We start from the raw sequence: 22,485 nt of genomic DNA on the forward strand, positions 1-22,485 counted from the left end.
CTGCACTTTTAATCCTCACCCGGTTTGGGTGACCTACAGGGGGCCTTTTTATGCTAACCCTGCTCGATTTGCTTTCTGCTGTTGCCTTGCTGATCTGGGGCACGCACATCGTTCGTACCGGCATCCTCCGCGTGTACGGCTCCCAGCTGCGCCACGTGCTCAGCCAAAATATGTCTAAACGCCCCTTGGCCTTCATCGCCGGGATTGTCGTCACCGCATTGGTGCAGAGCAGCAATGCCACGGCAATGCTGGTCACTTCATTCGTTGGCCAGAGACTGATGATGTTGACCCCCGCGTTGGCGATCATGCTTGGCGCGGATGTCGGCACAGCCCTGATGGCGCGGGTGCTGACGTTCGACCTGTCCTGGCTGTCGCCGCTGCTGATCTTCCTCGGGGTGATCTTCTTCCTGTCGCGCAAGCAAACGCCCGCCGGCCAGCTCGGACGGGTAGGGATCGGCCTGGGTTTGATCGTTCTGGCCCTGCAACTGATTGTCACGGCAGCGGCGCCCATCACTCATGCCGCGGGCGTTAAGGTGCTGTTTGCGTCGCTGACCGGCGACCTCATGCTCGACGCGTTGGTGGGCGCGATGTTCGCCCTGATTTCTTACTCCAGCCTTGCCGCAGTGCTGTTGACCGCGACCTTGGCGGGCTCGGAAATCATCAGTTTGCCGGTCGCCATCGGTTTGGTGATCGGGGCGAATATCGGCAGCGGCCTGCTGGCGTTTCTCAGCACCAACATGCAAAACGTCGCCGGGCGTCAGGTTGCGCTCGGCAGCTTGCTGTACAAGCTGATCGGTCTGCTGCTGATCATTCCCGTGCTGGACCCGCTGGTGAAGTGGATGGATACGCTGGACTTCAGCCCCCAAAGCCTGGTGATCAGCTTCCACCTGACCTACAACACCCTGCGCTGTCTGCTGATGCTACCCAGCGTCAGCCCCATGGCCCGTCTGTGTACGTGGCTGCTGCCTGAGCGCCCCGAAACCAACGGTGTCGCAAAACCCCGGCATCTGGACGCCACGGCACTGGCGACCCCAAGTCTGGCACTGGCCAATGCCGTGCGCGAGACCCTGCGTCTGGGCGATCTGATCGAAAGCATGCTCATGGTCATGCAAGAGGTGCTGAGCGGTACGCAAACGGCGGTTAACGTGGAAATGCGGCGTCTCAATGACGACGCCGAAGCGCTGTATAACGCGATCAAACTCTACCTGGCGCAAATGCCCCGGGAAGACCTCGGCGAGCAGGACAGCCGACGCTGGGCAGAGATTATCGAGCTGGCGATCAACCTCAAGCTGGCCAGCGATCTGATCGAACGTATGCTGCGCAAGGTCCAGCAACAGAAGACCGCGCAGCGTCGCTCGTTCTCCGACGTTGGCCTGGAGGAGCTGACCGGGCTGCACAGCCAATTGCTGTTGAATCTGCGTCTGGGCCTATCGGTATTCGTCAGCGCCGACCCTGAAAGCGCCCGCCAACTGCTGCGCGAAAAGCGTCGTTTCCGCGCTCAGGAACGGCGCCTGGCCCATGCGCACGTCAGTCGCTTGCAGCGCAAAGTGGTGCAAAGTCTCGAAACCAGTTCGCTGCATCTGGAACTCATCGCTGACATGAAACGGCTCAACTCGCTGTTCTGCATCAGCGCTTATGCCGTACTCGAAACCACGGAAACTGGAGGCCTGTCCAGCGAGACCTTGCCTGATCAACCGGTGTGAACGACCCAGACTCCTTGAAGTCTGTTAAACATACCGGCCCCAAAGAAGCTTGTTTTATGCGTTGTCTGCTGTTCATTTGTCTACTTCTGACTGCCAGCCAATCGATGGCCTTCGACCGTTATCAGGTCGAAGGCCATGACCTGCCCAATGGCCTGCAATTGCTGCTCAAACCCGGTACTGAAAAAGGCCATGTGGCCATTCGGTTGGTGGTCGGCATTGGTTTCGATGACTTCAATTGTGCCAACAAGGAATTGCCGCACCTGCTTGAGCATCTGTTGTTCAGCGGTATCGATGATCGCGGGGAAGGCGGGCTTGAGGAGCGCATGCAGGCCTTGGGCGGTGAATGGAATGCTTTCACCAGCAGCGCCGACACTACCTTCGTCATCGAAGCGCCCGCCAGAAACCAGCGCCAGGTGCTTGATCTGTTGTTGGCCGTGTTGACCCGCAGTCGCATTGATGAAAACGCCCTAAACACCGCAAAACGTATCGTCGAACGCGAAGATGGCGGTCACTATTCACACCTGCAACGCTGGCTCGATCATCAAGACCTCGGTCATACCGCCAGCAAACAACTGGCGGTCGAATTGGGCCTCAAGTGCGACGAACGACCCGACGTCGAGGCGCTGACCCTCCAGCAGATCGAAAAAGTGCGTAACAATTGGTACGCCGCGAACAACATGACGCTGATTGTCGTCGGCGATCTCGACCGGCTCTTGCCAGCGTATCTGGAACGTACTTACGGCCAACTCATCGCTGCCGAACCGATTGAACACCGCCCGCTCGCGCACATCAGCCACACAGCAGACACCGACCGCAGCCTGATCAAAGGCTGGGTAGGCGAGGGCGCGCGTCTGCACTGGTTTTTTCCCGAGCCGGAGCTGGAACAGCAGCACGATGAAACCTGGCAGTTGGTCAAAGACTATCTAGATTGGTCGTTTTACAGCGAATTGCGCCTGGAACACGGTCTGTCTTATGGACCCTGGAGCGAACGTGAGGTATTTGGCGACACCGGTTTTCTCAGCCTCAACGCGGACCTTGGCCGTGATGATATCGATCAGGCAGCACACGTGATGCGTGATCTGAGCCAACGCCTGCAAAAAGACGGGCTCGACCCAGCGACCTTCGCCCGCCTGCAACAAGCCGCCATCGACAAGCAGGCGTGGGCGGCCCAGGGTAATAGCGCCCTGGCCGATTACTATTGGGGAGCGTTGAGCGACTACGATGATGGGCACTTCACTGATCCCGCGCGGCAGATCAAAGCCGTCAGCCTCGACACCGCCAACCAGGCCATGCGTCAGCTACTCGCGCAATCGGGTTACCTGCGCGTCGAGAAACCGTTGCTCAGTTACGACGGCTTGTATGCGCTGGTTGCGGGGATCGTCGTGTTATTTGCTCTATTGTTATGGCTATATCAGGCGCGCCGCCTTCGCAAATGAATGGGCACACAGGGATTTGTGTGTGGCCTGGGAACCTGGAGTCTCCCTAAGACCGCACCTTTCTGTGGGCGCTAATTCATTCAAAAGCGGCCATTTGCCTTTATCGCCTGACCGCTAACCGAACAGCATTGGTATCCTGTCGAGGATTTTTCCTACAACCACAGTGAAATGCCGAAATGCCTGACTGGAATCGTTGCGTAACCCGCGTGCTGGATTTGATGAAGCGCTATCCGGGATTGATTGCGTTCTTCGGTTTCGCCTCGGGTATTGGCAGCTTCATTCTGGTGGATCGTCAAGAAGGCCTGGCCACCTGGATCGCGGTCATCATGCTGGTCAGCTGGCTGTGGCTGATGTTCGAGAACAGCGTGATGAGGCTCTTCACCAAAATATTCAAACGCGAATTTCCGCCACCGCTGCTGCGCTATGGCACGCAGATGATCCACCAGGAAAGTCTGTTTTTCGTACTGCCGTTCTTCTTTATCACCACCACCTGGAACAGCGGCCAACTGATTTTCACCAGCTTTCTGGGCGCGGCAGCACTGATTTCGATCATTGATCCGCTGTACTACAAGTGGCTGGCACCCAAGCGTTGGTTGTTTCTGGCACTGCACACGTTGACCTTGTTTGCAGCATTGCTGACAGCGCTGCCGATCATTTTGCACCTGACCACTGCCGAGAGTTACAAGCTGTCGCTGGGCATCTCCATGCTCTTGTCATTCCCCAGCCTGGCGTCGAGTTTTCCGATCAACCATTGGCGGCGCGGTGTATTGCTGCTGGTGGTGACATTGGCCATCGGCGGTGCAGGTTGGTTGTTGCGCTCATGGGTGCCACCGGCAACCTTGTGGCTGACCGACGTCGCGGTCAGCGCAAACTTTGACAACCAGAACCGTACCCCGGGCGAAAGTCTGATAGAAGTCAGCGCCAATCAGGTGCGCAATGGCGGCCTGTACGCCTACACCGCGATCAACGCACCGCGCGGGCTGGATGAGCGGATTTACCACGTCTGGCGACACAACGGCCAAGAGGTCGACCACATCGCTCTGGATATTCATGGCGGGCGCAAAGAAGGCTATCGCGCCTGGACCCACAAACAGAATTTCCCGGCCGACTCAGTGGGTCGCTGGGAGGTGAGGGTGCTGACCGAAGATGGTCAGATGATCGGCATACTGCGGTTTCTCGTCACCGCTACAGACCCGGCACCTGTCACCCATTCGGCTGGCGATCCCGTGGGTGTAAAACCGTCGGCCGATGATCCAGCACAATCCAATCCAGGGCCAACCTATTAAGCTCGGAGCCTATGACCACATCTTCTCTGGCTGACAACGCGCCGTCTCCGGCTGGCAGCGCCTTGGTGGACACCTCCACCAGCCCCGCTAGCCTGCGGGTCTCGGGTGACTGGACGCTTGCGCATTACCACGACCTCAGGCAGCAGACGAGTGCGCTGTTCGGGAAGTACGACGCCAGTACCCCCGTTGACCTGACATGCCTGCGCACGCTCGACACCGCAGGCGCTTCGCTGCTGGTAGAGCTGTTGGGCGCAGACCGACTGGGGCGACTGGCCGTGGGCGCGCCAGACCTGCCAACCGCCAGCCGCGCCTTGCTGCAAACCATTCAGTCGGCACTGCATGATTACTGCACGCCGATCAAAGACCCGGAAGAAACAGTTAGCGTCCAATTGCTCATGCGCATCGGCAGGGCGGTGGACACCATCTGGCAGGACACTCTGCAACTGCTGGGTTTTGTTGGCCTGATTCTGGAGACGCTGGCGCTCACCGTTTTGCGCCCCAGCCGCTGGCGAACGACCTCGGTGATCTCGCACATCGAACAGACCGGGCTCGATGCCGCCCCTATCGTGGCGCTACTCACCTTCCTGGTCGGCGCCGTTGTAGCGTTCCTCGGCGCGACGGTGCTGCAAAAGTTCGGCGCCAGCATCTATACGGTGGATCTAGTGGCGTTTTCGTTCCTGCGTGAGTTCGGCGTGTTGTTGACCGCTATCCTGATGGCCGGGCGCACGGCCAGTGCCTTCACCGCGCAAATCGGTTCGATGAAAGCCAATGAAGAAATCGACGCCATCCGCACTCTGGGCCTGAGCCCTATGGAATTATTGGTAGTGCCACGAGTATTGGCAGTGCTGATTTCACTGCCGATCCTGACCTTTGTCGCGATGCTCTCCGGAATCATCGGCGGCGGTGTGGTTTGCGCGTTGTCACTGGATATTTCACCGGCGATGTTTCTCTCGCTGCTGCAATCGGACATTGGCGCTCGGCACTTTCTGGTGGGCATGGTCAAGGCGCCGGCCTTCGCCTTCCTGATCGCATCCATTGGTTGCCTGGAAGGCTTCAAGGTCACTGGCAGTGCAGAATCAGTGGGCGCCCGCACCACGTCCAGCGTGGTGCAATCAATCTTTGTGGTCATCGTGGTAGATGCCGTGGCCGCCTTGTTCTTTATGGAGATGGGCTGGTGACCCCTATGACAAACCCTATTGCAAGCCCGATCCCGAAACCGCCGCGCGAAGCGGTGATTGAAGTGCGTGGCCTGTGCAACCGGTTCGGTAGCCAGACCGTGCATGAGCATCTCGATTTGGACCTGTACCGGGGCGAAATCCTGGCCGTGGTCGGCGGCTCTGGCAGCGGCAAGTCAGTATTACTGCGCAGCATCATTGGGCTACGTCGGCCGGACGAAGGCACGACCAGAGTATTTGGCCAAGACCTGCAACACCTGTCGGGCAAGGCTCGCTCCCTGGCCGAGCGACGTTTCGGCGTGCTGTTTCAGAGGGGCGCATTGTTCTCCTCGCTGACGGTGATCGAGAACGTCGCGCTGCCGTTGATCGAGCACGCTGGGCTGAGCCGCGATGAAGCGGAACACTTGGCGGGCGTAAAGCTCGCGCTGGCCGGGCTGCCATTGTCGGCGGCGTACAAATACCCGTCGGCACTGTCTGGCGGCATGATCAAACGCGCCGCACTGGCCAGGGCGCTGGCCTTGGACCCAGACATTCTGTTTCTCGATGAACCGACCGCGGGCCTCGATCCGATTGGCGCCGCTGCGTTCGATCAATTGATCCTGACCCTGCGCGCAGCCTTGGGCCTGAGCGTACTGCTGATCACACACGACCTGGACACGCTTTACACCATCACCGACAGGGTCGCGGTATTGGCACAAAAACGCATACTGGTGGCGGACCCCATCAAAAAAGTCGCTGCCACAAACGACGCCTGGATCCGTGAATATTTCCATGGCCCACGCGGCCGAGCGGCATGTTCTGCCGCCACACAGCAAAAAGAGGTCTGACGATGGAAACCCGTGCCCATCATGTACTGATCGGCTTATTTACCGTAATCGTCGTCGCTGCGGCGCTACTGTTCGGTTTGTGGCTGGCCAAATCCAATATTGACACTGCGTTCAAAGATTACGAGATCGTATTCAACGAAGCCGTGACGGGGCTATCGCGCGGCAGTGCCGTGCAGTACAGCGGGATCAAGGTCGGCGATGTGGTGCAATTGCGCCTTGACCCACGGGACCCGCGCCGGGTGCTGGCGCAAATCCGCATCGCTGGCGAGACACCGATCAAAGAGGACACTCAAGCCAAGCTGGCCCTGACCGGCATCACAGGTACCTCGATCATCCAGCTCAGTGGTGGCACGCCAGACAGCCCTGAGTTGAGGGGGCTGGAGGACAAGCTGCCGGTCATTATTGCCTCGCCGTCGCCTATCGCCCGGTTGCTCAACGACACAGGGGATCTGATGAGCGGCGTCAATCAGTTGCTGCACAACGCCAATCAGATGTTCTCCGCCGATAACGTACTGAGCCTGACCCGCATCCTCGACCATCTGGAACAAACCACCAGCGTCATCGCCGAGCAGCGCGACGATATTCGCCAGAGCCTCAAACAACTGGCGCTGGTGGGTAAACAGGCGAACGCGACGCTGGAGCAAACCACATTGTTGATGCGCAACGCTAACGGCCTGCTCAACAGTGACGGGAAACAGATGTTCAACAGCGCCGAACAGGCCATGAAATCCATCGAGCAAAGCAGCGAGACTATCAGCCGCCTGCTTACGGATAACCATGAGTCACTCAACGGCGGCATGCAAGGCCTCAGCGAGCTGGGCCCTGCCGTTCGTGAGTTGCGCGACACACTGACCTCCTTCCGGTCAATTTCCCGCCGTCTGGAAGCCAATCCCAGCGGCTACCTTCTGGGCCGCGACAAGAATAAGGAGTTCGAGCCATGAGGCTTGCCCATTACTCACTCAATCGATTCGCCGTTGTTGGAGCGCTGCTCCTGTCGAGCGCCTGCTCGATTCTGCCGCAAGCTGAACCGTCCGATGTGTTCCGGTTGACGACGGCGCAAACGGCAGCGCAAACGACGCATGAAACGCCGGTGGCCTGGTCGCTACGAGTTGCCCGACCCAAGGCCAGCGAGGCGCTGGACAGCCCGCGAATTGCCGTGGTGCCTCAGGGGGATCTGATCAGCAATTACAAAGGTGCGCGCTGGAGCGATCCTGCCCCCGTGGCGCTGCGCAACCGACTGCTCGACGCGTTCTATCGTGACGGCCGGGTGCAGTCGCTGAGCACCGATGACAGCAACCTGCAGGCTGATTTTGAGCTGGGCGGGGAGTTGCAGGCATTCCAGAGCGAATACCACGGCCAGGCCATCGAAGTGGTGGTCCGTCTGGATGCACGATTGGTCGGAGAGACCCAGCGCATCGTCGCCAGCCGCCGTTTCGAAGTGCACCAACCCGTCAGTGACAAACAGGTGACTTCGGTGGTGGCTGGTTTCAGTCAGGCCAGCGATACGCTAGCGGCGCAACTGGTGCAATGGACCCTCGAGCAGGGCCAAAAGCATTACGCCATGGCGCCGAAGAACCAGTAACAGACGAGGATGGCCGCAACGACACCGGCCAGTTCCGCCAGCAGTGCGCAACCCACCGCATGCCGCGCACGCTGGATGCCGACAGACCCGAAGTAGACCGCCAGCACGTAGAAGGTGGTTTCAGTGCTGCCCTGAATCGTCGCGGCCACCAGCGCCGGGAAGCTGTCGACGCCTTGGGTCTGCATGGTCTCGATCAGCATCGCCCGTGCGGCGCTGCCAGAAAACGGTTTGACCATTGCAGTGGGCAGGGCATCGACGAAGCGGGGGTCCACCCCCGCCCATTGCACCAGATGTCGAATGCCATCAAGGCCGAAATCCAGCGCACCCGAGGCACGCAATACGCCGACCGCGCAGAGCATCGCTACCAGATACGGCAGTAGGTTCTTGGCGACATCGAAGCCTTCTTTCGCGCCCTCGACAAAGGCCTCGTACACCTTCACTTTCTTGAACGCGGCAATGATCAGAAACACCATGATCAGGCCAAACAACGTCAAATTACCGAGGATCGACGACAGGCTTGCCAACGCGGTAGCCGATAGCCCGGCGAGCAGCGTCATGAAACCGCCCAGCAGCAGTGCACCGGGAATCAGATACGCCAGTACCACCGGGTCCCACAACCGCAAGCGTTGCATGAACGCTACCGACAGCAATCCGACCAGGCTGGAGGCGCTGGTCGCCAGCAAAATCGGCAGGAACACCAGCGTCGGGTCCACGGCACCTTGCTGAGCCCGGTACATAAAAATCGTCACGGGCATCAGGGTCAGGGACGAAGCATTGAGTACCAGAAACAGAATCTGCGCGTTACTGGCCGTGGTCTGGCTGGGGTTCAACTCTTGCAGCGCACGCATGGCCTTGAGGCCGATAGGTGTGGCCGCGTTGTCCAGGCCCAGAGCATTGGCAGCGAAGTTCAGGGTAATCAGCCCCAGCGCCGGATGACCGGGCGGGACGTCAGGCATCAGATGGCGGAACAAAGGCCCCAGGACTTTGGCCAGCCAATCGACGATCCCGGCCTTCTCGGCAATGCGCAGAAACCCTAGCCATAAGGTGAGGGTGCCGAACAGCAGAATCATCACATCAACCGACAACTTGGCCATGGCGAAGATGCTTTCCACCATCGCGGCAAAAATCCCGGCGTTCCCGCCGATCAGCCATTGCGCCAGCGCCGACACCGCCGCCACCACAAAAAAGCCAAGCCATAGGCCATTGAGCATCAGTAAGTCCCTCAGAAGATGCGGCGATGATAGCGGCGAAGGGGGGCAACAACAAATGGGGCTGGCCGCATAACGGTAGAAGGGGCCGCGCTGTCTCGCAGCAAACTGGATTGCGATTTGCGTGTCGTGATCGGTGGTGGTGTGTCAGATAAGACGCCTTCGCGAATAAATTCGCTCCCACCGGGGTCTTGATTTACCTTTTGTTTTTAAGTGAATTGACTCTCGAATTACGGCAAGGCCCCTTTTCCAGAAGGCCGAGCGCAGGCGTTGCGCAGGGGGTAACGAGGCAGGACGCCGAGTTAGCCGCACGGGGCCATGGATGGCCCCTTGCGGCGACCCCCGGAGCAACGCCGGAGCGAGGGAAGTCCGAGCCTAGGCGAGGATCCGTATGGAGGGGCAAGCGTTTTCGGGTACCTTTTTGTGGTCCGGCATTCCGGCGTTTGTAAAAGGTTCCTCGCTGTAAAAGCGAAACCATAAGCCCAGCAACCACACATGCCGGATATTCACACGAAGCCCAGCGCCAACATATTGTTTTTAACATCCGCTTGATAGAAAGAGCTGCCGAAGGCGGTGATCAGCCGGGGGATGCTCCAAAAAAACAAAACCCCGGAAATCCGGGGTTTGTCAGTACGGCGCGTCAGCGATCAGTCAATGACGGCTTCACCCGCTGGCAGCGGCTCTTTGCTGCGCCAGTGCGGAAGGGAATTCCAGTAGCGCTCGCCCTTCGCATCGTCGTACATGCCTTCCCAGCGCGAGATCACCAAGACTGCCAAGGCATTGCCAATCACGTTAAGCGCTGTCCGAGCCATGTCCATGATCCGGTCAACACCGGCGATGAAGGCCAGGCCTTCCAGCGGGATGCCGACGCTGCCCAGCGTTGCCAGCAACACCACGAAAGACACGCCCGGCACGCCCGCAATACCTTTGGACGTGACCATCAGGGTCAAGACCAGCATCAATTGCTGCCCGATCGACAGGTCGATGCCATAAAGCTGGGCAATGAAGAGCGCCGCAATGCTCTGATACAGGGTCGAGCCGTCAAGGTTGAACGAGTAACCGGTCGGCACCACGAAGCTGCAAATAGCCTTAGGTGCGCCGTAGGCTTCCATCTTCTCGATCACCCGCGGCAACACGGTCTCGGAGCTCGCGGTGGAATAGGCCAGCACCAGCTCATCCTTAAAGATGCGCATCAGCTTGATCACCGAGAAACCAAACAGGCGGGCAATCAGGCCCAGCACCACGAAGGCAAAAAAGGCGATGGCGAAGTAAACCAGGATCACCAGTTTGGCCAGTGGCAGCAGGGACGCGAAGCCGAAGTTGGCGACCGTCACCGCGATCAGCGCAAAGACACCAATCGGGGCATAGCCCATGATCATGTGGGTGACTTTGAACATGCTTTCCGAGACGCCCTGAAACATCTTCACCAGCGGCTCACGCAGGTCCGCTTGCAGACTGGACAGCCCGAGGCCGAACAGTACCGAGAAGAAGATGATCGGCAGCATGTCACCGCGCGCGATGGCGGCGAAGATGTTTGACGGGATCAGGTTAAGGATGGTCTCAATGAACGCATGCTCGTGCTGCACCTCGGAGGCCGTCTGCTGATACTTAGAGATATCAACGGTGCCCAGGGTACTCATGTCGATGCCCGTGCCCGGATGGAACACATTGGCCAACACCAGACCGACCAGAATGGCAATGGTGGTGACGACTTCGAAATAGAGGATGGTTTTGAGGCCGATGCGTCCCAGTTTTTTAGCATCGCCGACACCGGCGATACCGACAATCAGTGAAGACACCACAATCGGGATCACGATCATCTTGATCAGGCGGATAAAGATGTCGCCCGCCGGTTGTAGAACGTTGCTGATCCACCAGGCCTTTTCTGCGCTGAAATGGTTGAGCAGTGCTCCGATTGCAATCCCCAGAACCAAACCGATGAGGATCTGCCAGGCGAGGCTTAGTTTTGCCTTCTTCATATTGTTACCCTTATATCAAGTGGCCTGGTCATCCCCCATCAAGGCATTTGACTTGGCTTTTTTTGAAGGCCGCATCGAGGGCAAAGATGGCTTGAGGGCTGTCCAGTAGAAGGTTGCCGCAGTTGGGCGTCCCAGCTCTTCAGTAGGCGAAAAAGGGCGCAACTATTCCGCCGCGAAGACCAGACGTCTAATGCCGTAAACGCCTACCTCATGCCGAATCGGCATGATGGACATAAAATGAAACACAGGTTTCAGACCGACACGGGGCAATTATGCAGGAGGGGACAACACCGCTTTTCGGCGCGAGACTGGCTAAAACGCCGCCTGTAGCGAAAAGTGATTCAGGGATTTAAGCGGGGACGCGAACACATCAGAGGGCGTTTCATAATCGAAAGCGGGGGCATTCCTTGGTGGAAAATTCTAGATCGGTGGTCGAATAATTTAGCGCTTCGCAAGTCCGACGGTTGCATTTCCGAATAAAAAACACGGACTTGCGTTGCAGCTTCTTCCTGACCCGGCCCAGCTTAATGGGAATACTCACTGTATCCCTAGGTCGCTCCGATCCACCTACAATCAAAGCATCCCGACCCCTTGGTCATGCTCATGCGCTTGCCATCTTCGGGTAGCGCAATCATCCAGAGGCGGAGCTTCATCAGCTTCAGCCTCTAACCAGCACCGAGTGACTGACTCTCGATACTACGTTGGATCTGTTTTAACGTGCCCTTTCAAGCGCTGCCGCTTAACAACACGGCAGCTATAAAGATGTATAGCAGTGCGCGGAAAACTTTCAACCCCGACCACGACGGCCGAAGAAGAACGAGGCTACGAAAAGCACCAGGAATACGATGAAGAGAATCTTCGCGATGCCTGTGGCAGTGCCGGCGATACCACCGAAGCCCAATACGGCTGCGACAATGGCAATGATCAGGAATGTGATTGCCCAACTCAACATGATGATTCTCCTTACCTTCGATTTTCTTACGTTTTATTTAACATCCCAGAACAATCGTCCTAGAACACCCAACCTCGTGGATGACGTCGTTCACCTACAGGTGCCGTATCTTCAACCGGTCGCAAGCCCCGGGCGGCGTCTTTCGATACCGGTGCGCTCACAGTGGTGTAGGCGTTGCTGGCGATGAACTGCTGCGTGGTCTGAGAGTCGCCTTGGTGGCTACTGTCCCAGCGCCCAAATTGTTGCCCGACAATCAAGGTGACGAGCAGTACCAGGCTGGCAAACAAACCCTGCTGTATATGCAAAGGCGAAATACGCAATTGAGGGATACGCGGGCTGTTCATCCTGAAACTCCTCCACCTGGGTGGTTGCTCGGTCTTATTGGGCAAGCTCACTGCTGAGCCTTTGTTACTTAACCTATTGCAGCCTGCATGCCAGCTTCTTAACCTATAAAAATATTATTTAAATCAATGAGTTAATAAAAAATAGCACGCTTGGCTACGAGCATCCTGCACGACGAGCCTATTGGCATCGTGCGTTCTGCACGATGGGACTAACCCGCCGTGCGAGTGATGACTTTCAACGCATCCGCATCGACGCCGCGTACACCACGAATATTTCGCGCTATTTCAACCGCCAGTTGTTTTTCGGCGTAATTGGCGACGACACCGTTCAGGCTGACCATGCCGTCTTTGGTATCGACTTTGATGTTCAAGCCGTCGAGGTTGCGGCTATAGATCAAACTGGATTTGACCTTGCTGGTGATCCACAGATCGCTGATCACTTCGCCAGCGTTAGTGGCGCCGGGCTGAACCTTTGGCGCCGACGGATCACTGGCGCTCAGGCTGATCAGGTTATTAACCTCTGTCACGCCATCGGTATTACTCGCCAGGCTTCCTGCCAATTCCTTGGCCTGCGCGCTTTGCGCCTTGCCTTTAAGCGTGACGACCCCTGCTTTGCTATCCACCTGAATATCCAGCGCTTCGGTCACGCTGTTCCATAGCAGCTTGGATTTCACCGTCGCGGTGAGTGTTGCGTCTTCGAAACGCTGGGCGATCCTGGCTTTGGTCCCGGGTTCAGCGGCGACGTTCGGGTCCACCTCCAACTGGTTATCGACCTTGTCGATGCCGTTGGTGTCGAGCGCTATCTGCTCAGCCAACTCACGATCAACCTGATTTTCGACTTTACCCTTGAGCACAGCGGTGCCTTTCTGGACGTTAACGTCGATCTTGAACGGGCTCAAATGTCGGTTAAGCGCAAAAGCAGTCCAGATAGAACCTTCCTGCCGGGCTTGAGTCAGTTGACTGGCCAGATCTTCCTGGGCTGCTTGTGCCAGCAAGGGGCTCAAGCCCAGCACTGCCACGGTAGCGGTGGCCAGGGCCATTTTCTTCAGCGGGTGCATACGATTCTCCATCAATCCTGCGCAGGGGGTTTGTGACGACAATCGAAAGAATATCGCAAGCCCCGTGCCAGCCGATTTCAGAAGATAAAACACATATAAATCAGTTAGATAAGCACTTAATCAGTAGATAACTACCATGCAGAGCGCCGAATGAACCAGAATTGACCATGCAACTTGCCCGATTTTTCCGGGACTAACCAAGATAATTCAGAAAGGAGCGTAGGAAGATGGACATAGCCAGTGAGCATCAAGGCCGTATTCTCTTAGTGGATGACGAATCCGCGATCCTTCGCACCTTCCGTTATTGCCTGGAAGATGAGGGCTACACCGTCTCCACCGCCAACAGCGCAGCCCAGGCAGACGCGTTGCTGCAGCGCCAAGTGTTCGACCTGTGCTTTCTGGACCTGCGTCTGGGTGAAGACAATGGCTTGGAGGTACTCGCGCAAATGCGTATCCAGGCGCCATGGATGCGCGTGGTGATCGTCACGGCGCACTCAGCCATTGATACCGCCGTTGATGCGATTCAGGCTGGCGCTGCCGACTATCTGGTAAAACCTTGCAGCCCGGATCAATTGCGACTGGCGGCGGCCAAGCAGCTTGAAATCCGCCAGCTGTCCGCGCGGCTCGAAGTGCTGGAAGGCCAAGTGCGCAAGCGCAAGGAAGGCCTGGACTCTCACAGCCCGTCGATGATGGCGGTATTGGAGACTGCGCGTCAGGTCGCCAATACGGATGCGAACATCCTGATTCTCGGTGAGTCCGGCACCGGCAAGGGCGAACTGGCGCGTGCAATTCACGGCTGGAGCAAACGTGCGAGGAAATCCTGCGTCACCATCAACTGCCCCTCACTGACCGCTGAACTGATGGAAAGCGAGTTGTTCGGTCATAGCCGAGGCGCATTTACCGGGGCCAGCGAAAGCACGTTGGGCCGGGTCAATCAAGCCGATGGCGGCACCCTGTTCCTCGACGAGATCGGCGATTTCCCTCTCACGCTGCAACCTAAACTGCTGCGCTTCATCCAGGACAAGGAATACGAGCGCATCGGCGATCCCGTCACGCGTCGAGCCGATGTGCGAATTCTGGCGGCGACCAACCTCAACCTTGAAGACATGGTGCGCGAGGGCCGTTTTCGCGAGGACCTGCTGTATCGCTTGAACGTCATTACCCTGCATTTGCCGCCGCTGCGTGAGCGTAGCGAAGATATTCTCACCCTCGCGGACCAGTTTCTTGCGCGCTTCGTCAAGGAATATGCCCGCCCCGCACGCGGCTTCAGCGACGACGCGCGAGCGGCCCTGCTGAATTATCGTTGGCCGGGCAACATTCGGGAGCTGCGTAACGTGATCGAACGGGCCAGCATCATTTGCCCTCAGGACCGTGTAGAGATTAGTCATCTGGGGATGGCCGAACAGCAGACCAACAATGCGCCGCGTGTCGGTGCTGCGCTGAGTCTGGATGAGCTGGAGAAAGCGCACATCGGCGCCGTTCTGGCCACCAGCGACACGCTTGATCAGGCCGCTAAAACCTTGGGCATCGATGCCTCGACGCTGTACCGCAAACGCAAACAATACAATCTATGAATCTCAATTCATGAAGCTGACCATGAAGTTGCGTACCCGGTTGTTCCTGAGCATTTCGGCATTGATCACGGTCGCGCTGCTGGGGCTGCTACTCGGGCTCGTCAGTGTGGTGGAGTTGGCAAAAAATCAGGAGTCGCTGATCCAGCACAACTTCATCACCCTCGACCTGGACCTGAAGTTGCGTCAGAACCTTGGCGATCAACTGGCCATGCTGCTCAAAGGACAGCCCAACCAAGCCGACACCCGGCAAGCGCAGCAACAATTTCAAGATCTGTTGACCCAAGGTGTCGAAAACGATGCGCAAAACACGGGGCAAAACGGCTTTACCAAGGCGCGCATCGATTATCAGCGTTTTGTTCAGGTCGTCGAGCAATCACTCAGTCAGCCCATCGAGAAGCGAGACAATGTCGCGCTGACTGACAGTTTCAACGTCCTGCGCAACGGACTGATCGACGCCCACAAACAAGCGCTTGAAAACATCAATCAAACGCAGAACAAGGCCCGCGACAGAGCGCTTTGGGTCGCTGCTCTGCTGGGGTTAGTGGGGCTTGCCGTCCTGTGTATTGGTTTCATTACGGCACATGGCATCGCTCGGCGCTTCGGCGCACCCATCGAAGCGCTGGCCAAAGCCGCCGACAATATCGGCCAAGGCAATTTCGAGGTCACGCTGCCCATTTCTTCGGCGGCGGAAATGAATCTGCTGACTCGACGCTTCGGGATCATGGCCGAAGCCTTGCGTCAGCATCAGGCGACAAATGTTGATGAGCTGCTCGCTGGCCAACAACGCCTGCAAGCGGTGCTCGACAGCATCGATGACGGGTTGTTGATGATTGACCGGCAAGGGCGTCTGGAGCATCTCAATCCGGTGGCCCAGCGCCAGCTAGGCTGGGACGAGGATCGGCTTGGCCAAGGGCTGGGCGAGGCCTTGCAGCGCCCTGAGCTGGATGAACAGCTGTACCTGACGCTGCGCGGCGGCACCCTGGACCGAGCACCCGAAGACTTGGCTGTTGAGGTCGATGGCGAATCACGGCTGCTGACCTACAGCTTGACCCCCGTCAGCCACACCAAGGGCCATATCCTTGGCGCAGTGATGGTGTTGCACGACGTGACCGAACAACGCACGTTCGAGCGAGTACGTAGCGAGTTCGTGCTGCGTGCCTCGCACGAATTGCGGACCCCCGTGACCGGCATGCACATGGCGTTCGGCCTGCTTCAAGAACGCGTGCACTTTGCCGTGGATTCGCGTGAAGCCGACTTGCTCAATACCGTCAACGAAGAAATGCAGCGTTTGATGCAGCTGATCAACGACCTGCTGAACTTCTCGCGCTACCAAAATGGTCTGCAAAAACTCAGCCTCGCCCCCTGCGCCATTGAGGATCTACTCAAGCAAACGCGCCAGCGCTTCGTCGTAAAAGCCGATGAGCAGAACATTGTCTTGCTGGTAGAGATCCAGGAACTGCTGCCGCTCCTGCACGCCGACCATGCGCAGCTTGAGCGCGTGCTGGATAACCTATTGGATAACGCCCTGCGCCATACCCCGCAGAACGGGCTGATTCGCCTGGAGGCCCGGCGCCACGGTGAGCGTGTCATCGTCAGCGTCGAAGACAACGGTGAAGGCATCGCTTATGGGCAACAAGGGCGGATCTTCGAACCCTTCGTTCAGGTCGGGCGCAAGAAAGGCGGGGCGGGGCTGGGCCTCGCACTGTGCAAAGAAATCGTGCAATTGCACGGTGGCCGGATGGGCGTCTATTCGCGACCGGGGCAGGGCACCCAGTTCTACATGGCGTTACCAATCTAGAGGCTGGCGCTTCAGGCCTCATCATCGTTGCGGCGGGAGAGCATTCGCCGACCGCCAGTGACCAGTTCGGTAAGCTTGGCGGCGCTCAATGGCCGCGCAAACAGCCAACCCTGGCCATAGTTCACGCCTTCACTACTGAGCAGCAGTGCCTGCGCTTCAAGCTCGATCCCCTCGGCAATCACGCGTAACTGCAGAGCATGAGCCATACGGATAATGTGCGGCGCCACGCCGCTGCTTGCCGCATCGTGACCCAGCGCGTCGATGAACGCCTTGTCGATTTTCAGGCAATCCACAGGCAGTGTTTGCAGATACGCAAGGCTGCAATAACCGGTGCCAAAATCGTCGATCAATACCTGATGGCCGACATCGCGCAAGGCTTGCAGATGATTGCGCGCCACCACGACATCGATCAAGCCGCGCTCGGTCACCTCGAACGCAATCTGTCGCGCGGCCACCCGATGCAGAGCCAGCAATTTGGCGGTCACCCGGCCGATACGTGACTCCATGACATCACATGCAGCCAGGTTCACCGAAATATACAACTGCGGATTGGCCCGCAATAACTGGCCCAATTGCTCCAAAAGCCGCTGAAGGACGAAGTCGGTGATCTGCCGAATCTGTCCGGTGTTCTCCGCCAGCGGAATGAACAGATCAGGACTGGTCAAACTGCCGTCCGGCCGAAGCCAGCGCACCAAGGCTTCAGCACCGACACATCGGCGGCTGTTGAGGTCGAATATTGGCTGGTACAACACCTGCAACTCGCCCCGACGCAATGCGCCCTGAAGCTCTCCGCCCAACGACTGGCGCTGACGCACCAATTGCAATACCAGCCCACCGATGCATAACGCCACCAGAAAACTGGCCGGGATCAGCAACCACCAGGCACCATACATTTGCTGTTGTAAGCCTGCGCGCGGCGTAATAAGAACAAGCTGGTATTCGGGGCTCTGCGTGGGCATCCGGTAAATACGCTGAGTAGGGGTGGTGACCAGTGTCTGGACAGTCGCGGGAGACCAGTCAGGTGTCGGCGGCCATATCTGCGCAGGCCCCAACACCGGTACGGCCCTGGTGCCGTTATCCAATACCACCAGAAGACTGCCACCAGCGGGCAAATCAACCACATCGGTCAGATGTCCCCGCGAGGTCGACACCCGGAAATCGCCCCGCCCCAGCATCAGCGCAGCCAGGTTGTCATCTGGCTGGGCAGAGGTGTTGAGCCAATAGTCATAGGTCGGCCCACGAATATCCGGAGCGCGTGGGTGATCACCCAGGTTTTGCCGCGCCCAACTCGAACACGGCTGCGAGCCGCCGACAAAGGACGCCTCATAAATAAATCGGTAGCTTAGACTGACCTGCCGCAGCAGCGCCTCCATCTCCGGGCCACAGCTGCGTAACGGCTGGGCTTCCAGTTGATCGAGACCTTCGCGCAATTGGCCGAACAATTGCTCCAGTCGCGCCAGAAAACGCTCGCCCTGAGCATTCATTTGCTCACTTTCACCCTGCCTGGCTTGATGCATGGCCAAACCAAAGCTGCCACATAATAACAAGGCAGCACTGAGTAATGCCGCCAGTAACGCCAGCAGCCAGGGACGATAGAGCACATTGCGTGCAGCAGTCATGGACATCAATATCTATCCAAATGAATACCACTGAGGTATAGCAACAACTCAGAAAATCGCCTGCCTTATCAGACGAGGCGAACGTATTTAGTTTTGATGGTTGAGCACTTGCAGGATAGCTGCACTCTGTAGATCTGGCTGGCCGTCGAAACGCTCCGGTCGATAATGCATCTGGAATGCAGCCAACACATGGCGTGTGGCGACATCAAGTTCACCTGTCTGTGGTGTCCCGTAACCCAACTGAGTCAGCTGCTGCTGAAACCAGGTGACGCTCGGCAGATTATCCATCATCAGCGACTGGCGCTGAGCCACCGCTTGGGCATCTGGCCAGAGACCCAGCCCTTCGTCCGCCAGACGCTTCCATGGAAACAAGGGGCCCGGATCGAGCTTGCGCAGAGGCGCGATGTCGCTGTGACCAATGATGTGTCGAGGATCGATGTTATTGCGTTTGACGATGTCCTTGAGCAATACGATCAACGCCTGTACCTGGCCCTCGGTATAAGGGTACCAAAGCCTGCCAGTGGGCGTATCGCGAAAACCGGGGTTAACGATTTCGATTCCGATGGAGCTGGAGTTGAGCCAGGTTCGGCCCTGCCACTCGCTTTCACCGGCGTGCCAGGCGCGAAGATTTTCATCGACCAGTTTGTAGACCGTGGGGCGCTGCTGATCGCCGATCAGGTAATGACTGCTGACGTCGCCATGGGTCAAAAGCGCCAGAGAGCGCTCCAACGACGCATTGGTGTAGTGCACGATGACGAACTGGACCCGACTGTCATGGTTGGCTGAGGGGTGGCTGGTGTCGAGCTTTGGGATGCTGCTGCTGCAAGCAGTCAGGAGAGTCAGCAGTACCAGCGAGATGAGCAATTTCATGGAGGATCAGCGTACACATAGGCAAGTAATGCAATAGCATAACGTAATGCTGGAGAGGCGCTTCAGTAAAGCTGAGTTTTGCAACATCTACTCACCCATCAGCAGCAGTCTGTCAGCCTTGTTCTATACGGTTTCTGCCTTTGTCTTTGGCGCGGTACAGCGCCTGGTCCGCTCTTTCCAACACAAACTCGCTACGCTCACCCGGCCCAAAAGCAGCAATACCCATGGACACAGTGACGGTCACTGGCTCGCCTTTAAAGTGAAACGGACAGGCTTCGATGGCCCTGCGCAATCTTTCCATCAAGGCCAGACCTTCAGCCATGGAGGTGTGGGAGATCAACAGAACAAACTCTTCACCTCCAAAACGGGCAATAAAATCGCTCGGGCGCAGACGCTTGCGCAGTTGAGTGGCGATGATCTTCAGCACCTTGTCGCCCGCCAGGTGGCCGTAGTTGTCATTGATTCTTTTGAAGTAATCGAGATCAAGCATTCCCAGCAGCAGTTCATCCCCGTTCTTTTGCCAAAGGCCGACCTCCTGCTCCAGTCGTTCGCTCCAGGCCGCACGATTAGGCAGACCGGTAAGCGGATCGACCAAGGCCTTCTGTCGCTGCTCCTCGAGGTGCACGCGAAAGCCCTGGGCCTCTTGCTCCATGGTCGCGACCCGGTTTGCCAGGCCTTGCAGCCGCGCAGCCACTTCCTGCTCACGCTCGTCACGTTGCTGTTGATGGTGGTCCATAGTGCCCTGCAGGCCTTCCAGACGATTTTCCAGGACTTGCTTGAGGCTGCTCAGGTCGGCAGCGTCCTGCACGCTGCTTTGCAAGCCATCGACCTGTTCACGCAGCTCACTTTGCATATCGCGCGCAACAGAGCGGCTATCAGCCTGGCCTTCACTGGCGGCCTGCAGGCTGCTCTGAAATGACTCAAGTCGTTCATTGAGTTGCTTGAGGTACACCTCGAACTCATGCTGACCGCTGTCGGTGATCGCCAACATCAGCACGGCCAAGTCATCGAGAAGCGGCAGCAGCTCGTACCAGTTCAAGCCATTGGCCAAGCGCTCCCGCATCGACTGTGCTTGAGGCTGGTGACGCTCTGGCAAGGTCAGGTCGTCAAGCAGGCCCAGCAGCGTTTCTTCGATATGCGTCGCCACAGAGCTGTAGGTTGGCTCTGGAGTGGCGGGCAAGTCATAGGCAATGTCTTGCTCGACGCTCTCTTGATCAAGCTGCGCCGCCTCCTCAACCATCGGATCGACGACCAGTGCCTGGGTACCGATTGCCTCTGGCTGACCTACTGGCTGTTGTTCAATCAGCTCTGGTGTGGCCAGTGACGCTTCGATAACGGACGCAACCTCAACCTCTGCGACAACAGGCGCCTCAGCTGGCGTCAGGACCTCAAGGGCTGCGGAAGGCGCCACGAGCGGGATGTCGATTCCAGGCGCGGGCACCGGCCCATGCACCGCCGCAGGCGTATCTTCTGTCTGGGCCTCAACAGGCACAACAGGCACAACAGCTGCGGGCACCACGGACGCGGGAGAGGTAACCTGCGCCGCTGGGGGTTGCGCAGGGACCACTGCGCTTTCAGTGCGCGTTTCGACCGGCGACACCAACGCCTCGACGGGCGTCAATACCGCTTCAGCCGCTTCGAGCAGCGGTTCCGTTCCGATATTGGCAGCCTCACGACCACCAAACAGCCGCTGCAAGAGCCCTGGGCGAGAGATTGTTTCTTCAGAGTTTTCCAGAAGGGTCAGCGCTTTGCCCTGCAACCCGCTCAACTCGGCGAGCAAGAGTGGCAGCTCACGCGCCTGAGAAACGCGTGCGTCCAATTGCTTGGCAAAACGCTTGAGCGGACGGCTCACGTCTCGAGGCAAGGGCAGGCTCTGCAACTGGCTGACCAACGAGTTCAAGGCCGTACCCATCTGCCCCACACGGGTTTCATGGCGTTGCTCGGAATCGAGTACGGCTTTTTCCAGCCGGGGGAGAAGTGCCGCGAGGGCCACATCCATGTCATCACTACGGACGACTTCACGCATTTCTTTCATGCACTGATCGACGGCGCGATCACTGCCTTCCGCCGCCAGACTGCTACGTACCAAGCCACGACGCAGCAGGTCGAGTCGAGCGTCCCAGCGATGTTCAAGCTCTTCCTGTCGCTCGATACTTTTCAGGTACTTTTCTTTCCAGCGCTCTGCTTCTTCGCTCATGTAAGGTTACCGCAAGGACGCTGGCTGGGGACGGGCAGAGAATCCCCACATAACGAGGCAGGCAAGCGAATCTCCACGGCAACGGGCAGATGATCCGAAATAGGTTGGGCCAGGACCTCTACCCGCACCAACGTCAGACTGGGGCTGAGCAAAATATGATCAAGACAGCGCTGAGGGCGCCAACTGGGAAACGTCGCTTCGATCTGCGGCGCCAACAGGCCCAAATCGCGCAGCGGTGAGTTTTCCAGCAAGTCGACGGCATGGGTGTTCATGTCGCCCATCAACACCTGATGGCGATAATCACTGATCAGATCGCGAATGTAGGCCAACTGCCGGGTGCGTGCGCGTGCGCCCAATGCCAGGTGCATCATCACCACGACCAGCGCCTCGGGTCCTTCGCCAAAACGAACCAGAATGGCCCCGCGCCCGGCAGGACCGGGCAATGGGTGATCTTCTATCGCCCAAGGCCGCAAACGGCTGAGTACACCGTTGCTGTGCTGGCCAAAACGCCCGAGGTTACGATTGAGTTGCTGATACCAGTACGGGAAAGCCCCTAGCTGGGCAAGGTGTTCGACTTGATTGATATAGCCCGACCGCAGGCTGCCGCCATCGGCTTCCTGCAAGGCGACCAGATCAAAGTCACCCAGCAGATCGCCAATCTTCTGCAGATTGCCAGCTCGTCCGGTGTGCGGCAGCAAATGCTGCCAACCGCGCGTCAGGTAGTGCCGATAACGCTCGGTACTGATGCCGACCTGAATATTGAAGCTGAGCAAGCGCAGCCGGCCATCAACCGGCAAACCGCTTGCTTGCAGGTGGTCTTCGTTGACCTGCGCGTCAGGCCGGACAACGACGCGCTCTGTTCCCCAGCGTCGCATGG

18 protein-coding genes are annotated in these 22,485 nt (G+C 58.0%); 9 read left to right on the top strand and 9 right to left on the bottom strand.

The annotated features are described in order from the left end of the window. Nucleotides 1-50: 50 nt before the first annotated feature. From AC1ME2_RS13105 to AC1ME2_RS13135, 7 genes are all read left to right on the top strand, one after another. Entirely contained in the window at nt 51-1,703 is a 1,653-nt protein-coding gene (locus AC1ME2_RS13105) for a Na/Pi cotransporter family protein (protein WP_480441705.1), read from the top strand. Between the two features lie 56 nt (nt 1,704-1,759). Beyond that, nucleotides 1,760-3,139, top strand: a complete 1,380-nt coding sequence (locus AC1ME2_RS13110; RefSeq protein WP_480441706.1) for a M16 family metallopeptidase — start codon at nt 1,760-1,762, stop codon at nt 3,137-3,139. A 176-nt stretch (nt 3,140-3,315) separates the two neighbouring features. Continuing rightward, a complete protein-coding gene (locus AC1ME2_RS13115) occupies nt 3,316-4,425 on the top strand; it encodes a DUF5924 family protein (protein WP_480441708.1) in 1,110 nt (369 codons plus the stop codon). Nucleotides 4,426-4,436: 11 nt separating this feature from the next. Next, nucleotides 4,437-5,603: an ABC transporter permease gene (locus AC1ME2_RS13120; protein ID WP_480441709.1), complete on the top strand. Its 1,167-nt coding sequence runs from the start codon at nt 4,437-4,439 to the stop codon at nt 5,601-5,603. A gap of 5 nt (nt 5,604-5,608) precedes the next feature. Continuing rightward, nucleotides 5,609-6,427, top strand: a complete 819-nt coding sequence (locus AC1ME2_RS13125) for an ABC transporter ATP-binding protein (protein ID WP_480441711.1) — start codon at nt 5,609-5,611, stop codon at nt 6,425-6,427. 2 nt (nt 6,428-6,429) lie between these two features. Next, a complete protein-coding gene (locus AC1ME2_RS13130) occupies nt 6,430-7,368 on the top strand; it encodes an MlaD family protein (RefSeq protein ID WP_480441712.1) in 939 nt (312 codons plus the stop codon). Continuing rightward, nucleotides 7,365-8,009, top strand: a complete 645-nt coding sequence (locus AC1ME2_RS13135) for an ABC-type transport auxiliary lipoprotein family protein (RefSeq protein WP_480441714.1) — start codon at nt 7,365-7,367, stop codon at nt 8,007-8,009. The genes AC1ME2_RS13130 and AC1ME2_RS13135 overlap by 4 nt, the downstream gene beginning before the upstream one ends. Here the strand turns inward: AC1ME2_RS13135 and AC1ME2_RS13140 are convergent. The 5 genes from AC1ME2_RS13140 to AC1ME2_RS13160 all read right to left on the bottom strand — a co-directional run bounded on the left by AC1ME2_RS13140 (nt 7,982) and on the right by AC1ME2_RS13160 (nt 13,550). Next, nucleotides 7,982-9,220 carry a nucleoside recognition domain-containing protein gene (locus tag AC1ME2_RS13140; protein WP_480441715.1) on the bottom strand — a complete coding sequence of 413 codons (1,239 nt, stop codon included), beginning with the start codon at nt 9,218-9,220 and terminating at the stop codon, nt 7,982-7,984. The two genes, AC1ME2_RS13135 and AC1ME2_RS13140, sit on opposite strands and share 28 nt — an antisense overlap. A gap of 644 nt (nt 9,221-9,864) precedes the next feature. Further along, nucleotides 9,865-11,196 (bottom strand): glutamate/aspartate:proton symporter GltP, encoded by a 1,332-nt coding sequence (gltP, locus tag AC1ME2_RS13145; RefSeq protein WP_480441717.1) that lies wholly within the window; start codon nt 11,194-11,196, stop codon nt 9,865-9,867. Between the two features lie 787 nt (nt 11,197-11,983). After that, nucleotides 11,984-12,148, bottom strand: a complete 165-nt coding sequence (locus AC1ME2_RS13150) for a DUF1328 domain-containing protein (RefSeq protein ID WP_322177197.1) — start codon at nt 12,146-12,148, stop codon at nt 11,984-11,986. A gap of 59 nt (nt 12,149-12,207) precedes the next feature. Next, nucleotides 12,208-12,492, bottom strand: coding sequence for a hypothetical protein (locus AC1ME2_RS13155; RefSeq protein WP_480441719.1), 285 nt, complete (start codon nt 12,490-12,492; stop codon nt 12,208-12,210). 209 nt (nt 12,493-12,701) lie between these two features. Beyond that, nucleotides 12,702-13,550, bottom strand: a complete 849-nt coding sequence (locus tag AC1ME2_RS13160; protein WP_480441721.1) for a BON domain-containing protein — start codon at nt 13,548-13,550, stop codon at nt 12,702-12,704. A gap of 227 nt (nt 13,551-13,777) precedes the next feature. Between AC1ME2_RS13160 and algB the strand changes: the two genes are divergently transcribed. Then, nucleotides 13,778-15,124, top strand: coding sequence for a sigma-54-dependent response regulator transcription factor AlgB (gene algB / locus AC1ME2_RS13165; protein ID WP_480441723.1), 1,347 nt, complete (start codon nt 13,778-13,780; stop codon nt 15,122-15,124). Between the two features lie 10 nt (nt 15,125-15,134). Further along, nucleotides 15,135-16,922 carry a KinB sensor domain-containing domain gene (locus tag AC1ME2_RS13170; RefSeq protein WP_480441724.1) on the top strand — a complete coding sequence of 596 codons (1,788 nt, stop codon included), beginning with the start codon at nt 15,135-15,137 and terminating at the stop codon, nt 16,920-16,922. Between the two features lie 11 nt (nt 16,923-16,933). Here the strand turns inward: AC1ME2_RS13170 and AC1ME2_RS13175 are convergent, their stop codons facing one another. From AC1ME2_RS13175 to AC1ME2_RS13190, 4 genes are all read right to left on the bottom strand, one after another. Continuing rightward, the gene (locus AC1ME2_RS13175) at nt 16,934-18,541 is read right to left on the bottom strand and encodes an EAL domain-containing protein (RefSeq protein WP_480442132.1); all 1,608 of its coding nucleotides are present in this window, start codon (nt 18,539-18,541) and stop codon (nt 16,934-16,936) included. 87 nt (nt 18,542-18,628) lie between these two features. Then, entirely contained in the window at nt 18,629-19,411 is a 783-nt protein-coding gene (locus tag AC1ME2_RS13180; protein WP_480441726.1) for an N-acetylmuramoyl-L-alanine amidase, read from the bottom strand. A 112-nt stretch (nt 19,412-19,523) separates the two neighbouring features. After that, nucleotides 19,524-21,608, bottom strand: coding sequence for a GGDEF domain-containing protein (locus AC1ME2_RS13185; protein ID WP_480441727.1), 2,085 nt, complete (start codon nt 21,606-21,608; stop codon nt 19,524-19,526). Further along, the gene (locus AC1ME2_RS13190) at nt 21,605-22,483 is read right to left on the bottom strand and encodes an endonuclease/exonuclease/phosphatase family protein (protein WP_480441729.1); all 879 of its coding nucleotides are present in this window, start codon (nt 22,481-22,483) and stop codon (nt 21,605-21,607) included. The genes AC1ME2_RS13185 and AC1ME2_RS13190 overlap by 4 nt, the downstream gene beginning before the upstream one ends. Between the last annotated feature and the right edge of the window lie 2 nt (nt 22,484-22,485).

It is taken from the genome of Pseudomonas sp. ASL9 (assembly GCF_056680335.1).

Bases quoted from the DNA above. Each gene is read 5' to 3' on its own strand.
- AC1ME2_RS13160 (WP_480441721.1), bottom strand. From the start codon at position 13,550: ATGCACCCGCTGAAGAAAATGGCCCTGGCCACCGCTACCGTGGCAGTG.
- algB (WP_480441723.1), top strand. From the start codon at position 13,778: ATGGACATAGCCAGTGAGCATCAAGGCCGTATTCTCTTAGTGGATGAC.
- AC1ME2_RS13130 (WP_480441712.1), top strand. From the start codon at position 6,430: ATGGAAACCCGTGCCCATCATGTACTGATCGGCTTATTTACCGTAATC.
- AC1ME2_RS13175 (WP_480442132.1), bottom strand. From the start codon at position 18,541: ATGACTGCTGCACGCAATGTGCTCTATCGTCCCTGGCTGCTGGCGTTA.
- AC1ME2_RS13150 (WP_322177197.1), bottom strand. From the start codon at position 12,148: ATGTTGAGTTGGGCAATCACATTCCTGATCATTGCCATTGTCGCAGCC.
- AC1ME2_RS13120 (WP_480441709.1), top strand. From the start codon at position 4,437: ATGACCACATCTTCTCTGGCTGACAACGCGCCGTCTCCGGCTGGCAGC.
- AC1ME2_RS13140 (WP_480441715.1), bottom strand. From the start codon at position 9,220: ATGCTCAATGGCCTATGGCTTGGCTTTTTTGTGGTGGCGGCGGTGTCG.
- AC1ME2_RS13115 (WP_480441708.1), top strand. From the start codon at position 3,316: ATGCCTGACTGGAATCGTTGCGTAACCCGCGTGCTGGATTTGATGAAG.
- AC1ME2_RS13135 (WP_480441714.1), top strand. From the start codon at position 7,365: ATGAGGCTTGCCCATTACTCACTCAATCGATTCGCCGTTGTTGGAGCG.
- AC1ME2_RS13180 (WP_480441726.1), bottom strand. From the start codon at position 19,411: ATGAAATTGCTCATCTCGCTGGTACTGCTGACTCTCCTGACTGCTTGC.
- AC1ME2_RS13170 (WP_480441724.1), top strand. From the start codon at position 15,135: ATGAAGCTGACCATGAAGTTGCGTACCCGGTTGTTCCTGAGCATTTCG.
- AC1ME2_RS13105 (WP_480441705.1), top strand. From the start codon at position 51: ATGCTAACCCTGCTCGATTTGCTTTCTGCTGTTGCCTTGCTGATCTGG.
- AC1ME2_RS13125 (WP_480441711.1), top strand. From the start codon at position 5,609: ATGACAAACCCTATTGCAAGCCCGATCCCGAAACCGCCGCGCGAAGCG.
- AC1ME2_RS13155 (WP_480441719.1), bottom strand. From the start codon at position 12,492: ATGAACAGCCCGCGTATCCCTCAATTGCGTATTTCGCCTTTGCATATA.
- AC1ME2_RS13185 (WP_480441727.1), bottom strand. From the start codon at position 21,608: ATGAGCGAAGAAGCAGAGCGCTGGAAAGAAAAGTACCTGAAAAGTATC.
- AC1ME2_RS13190 (WP_480441729.1), bottom strand. From the start codon at position 22,483: ATGCGACGCTGGGGAACAGAGCGCGTCGTTGTCCGGCCTGACGCGCAG.
- AC1ME2_RS13110 (WP_480441706.1), top strand. From the start codon at position 1,760: ATGCGTTGTCTGCTGTTCATTTGTCTACTTCTGACTGCCAGCCAATCG.
- gltP (WP_480441717.1), bottom strand. From the start codon at position 11,196: ATGAAGAAGGCAAAACTAAGCCTCGCCTGGCAGATCCTCATCGGTTTG.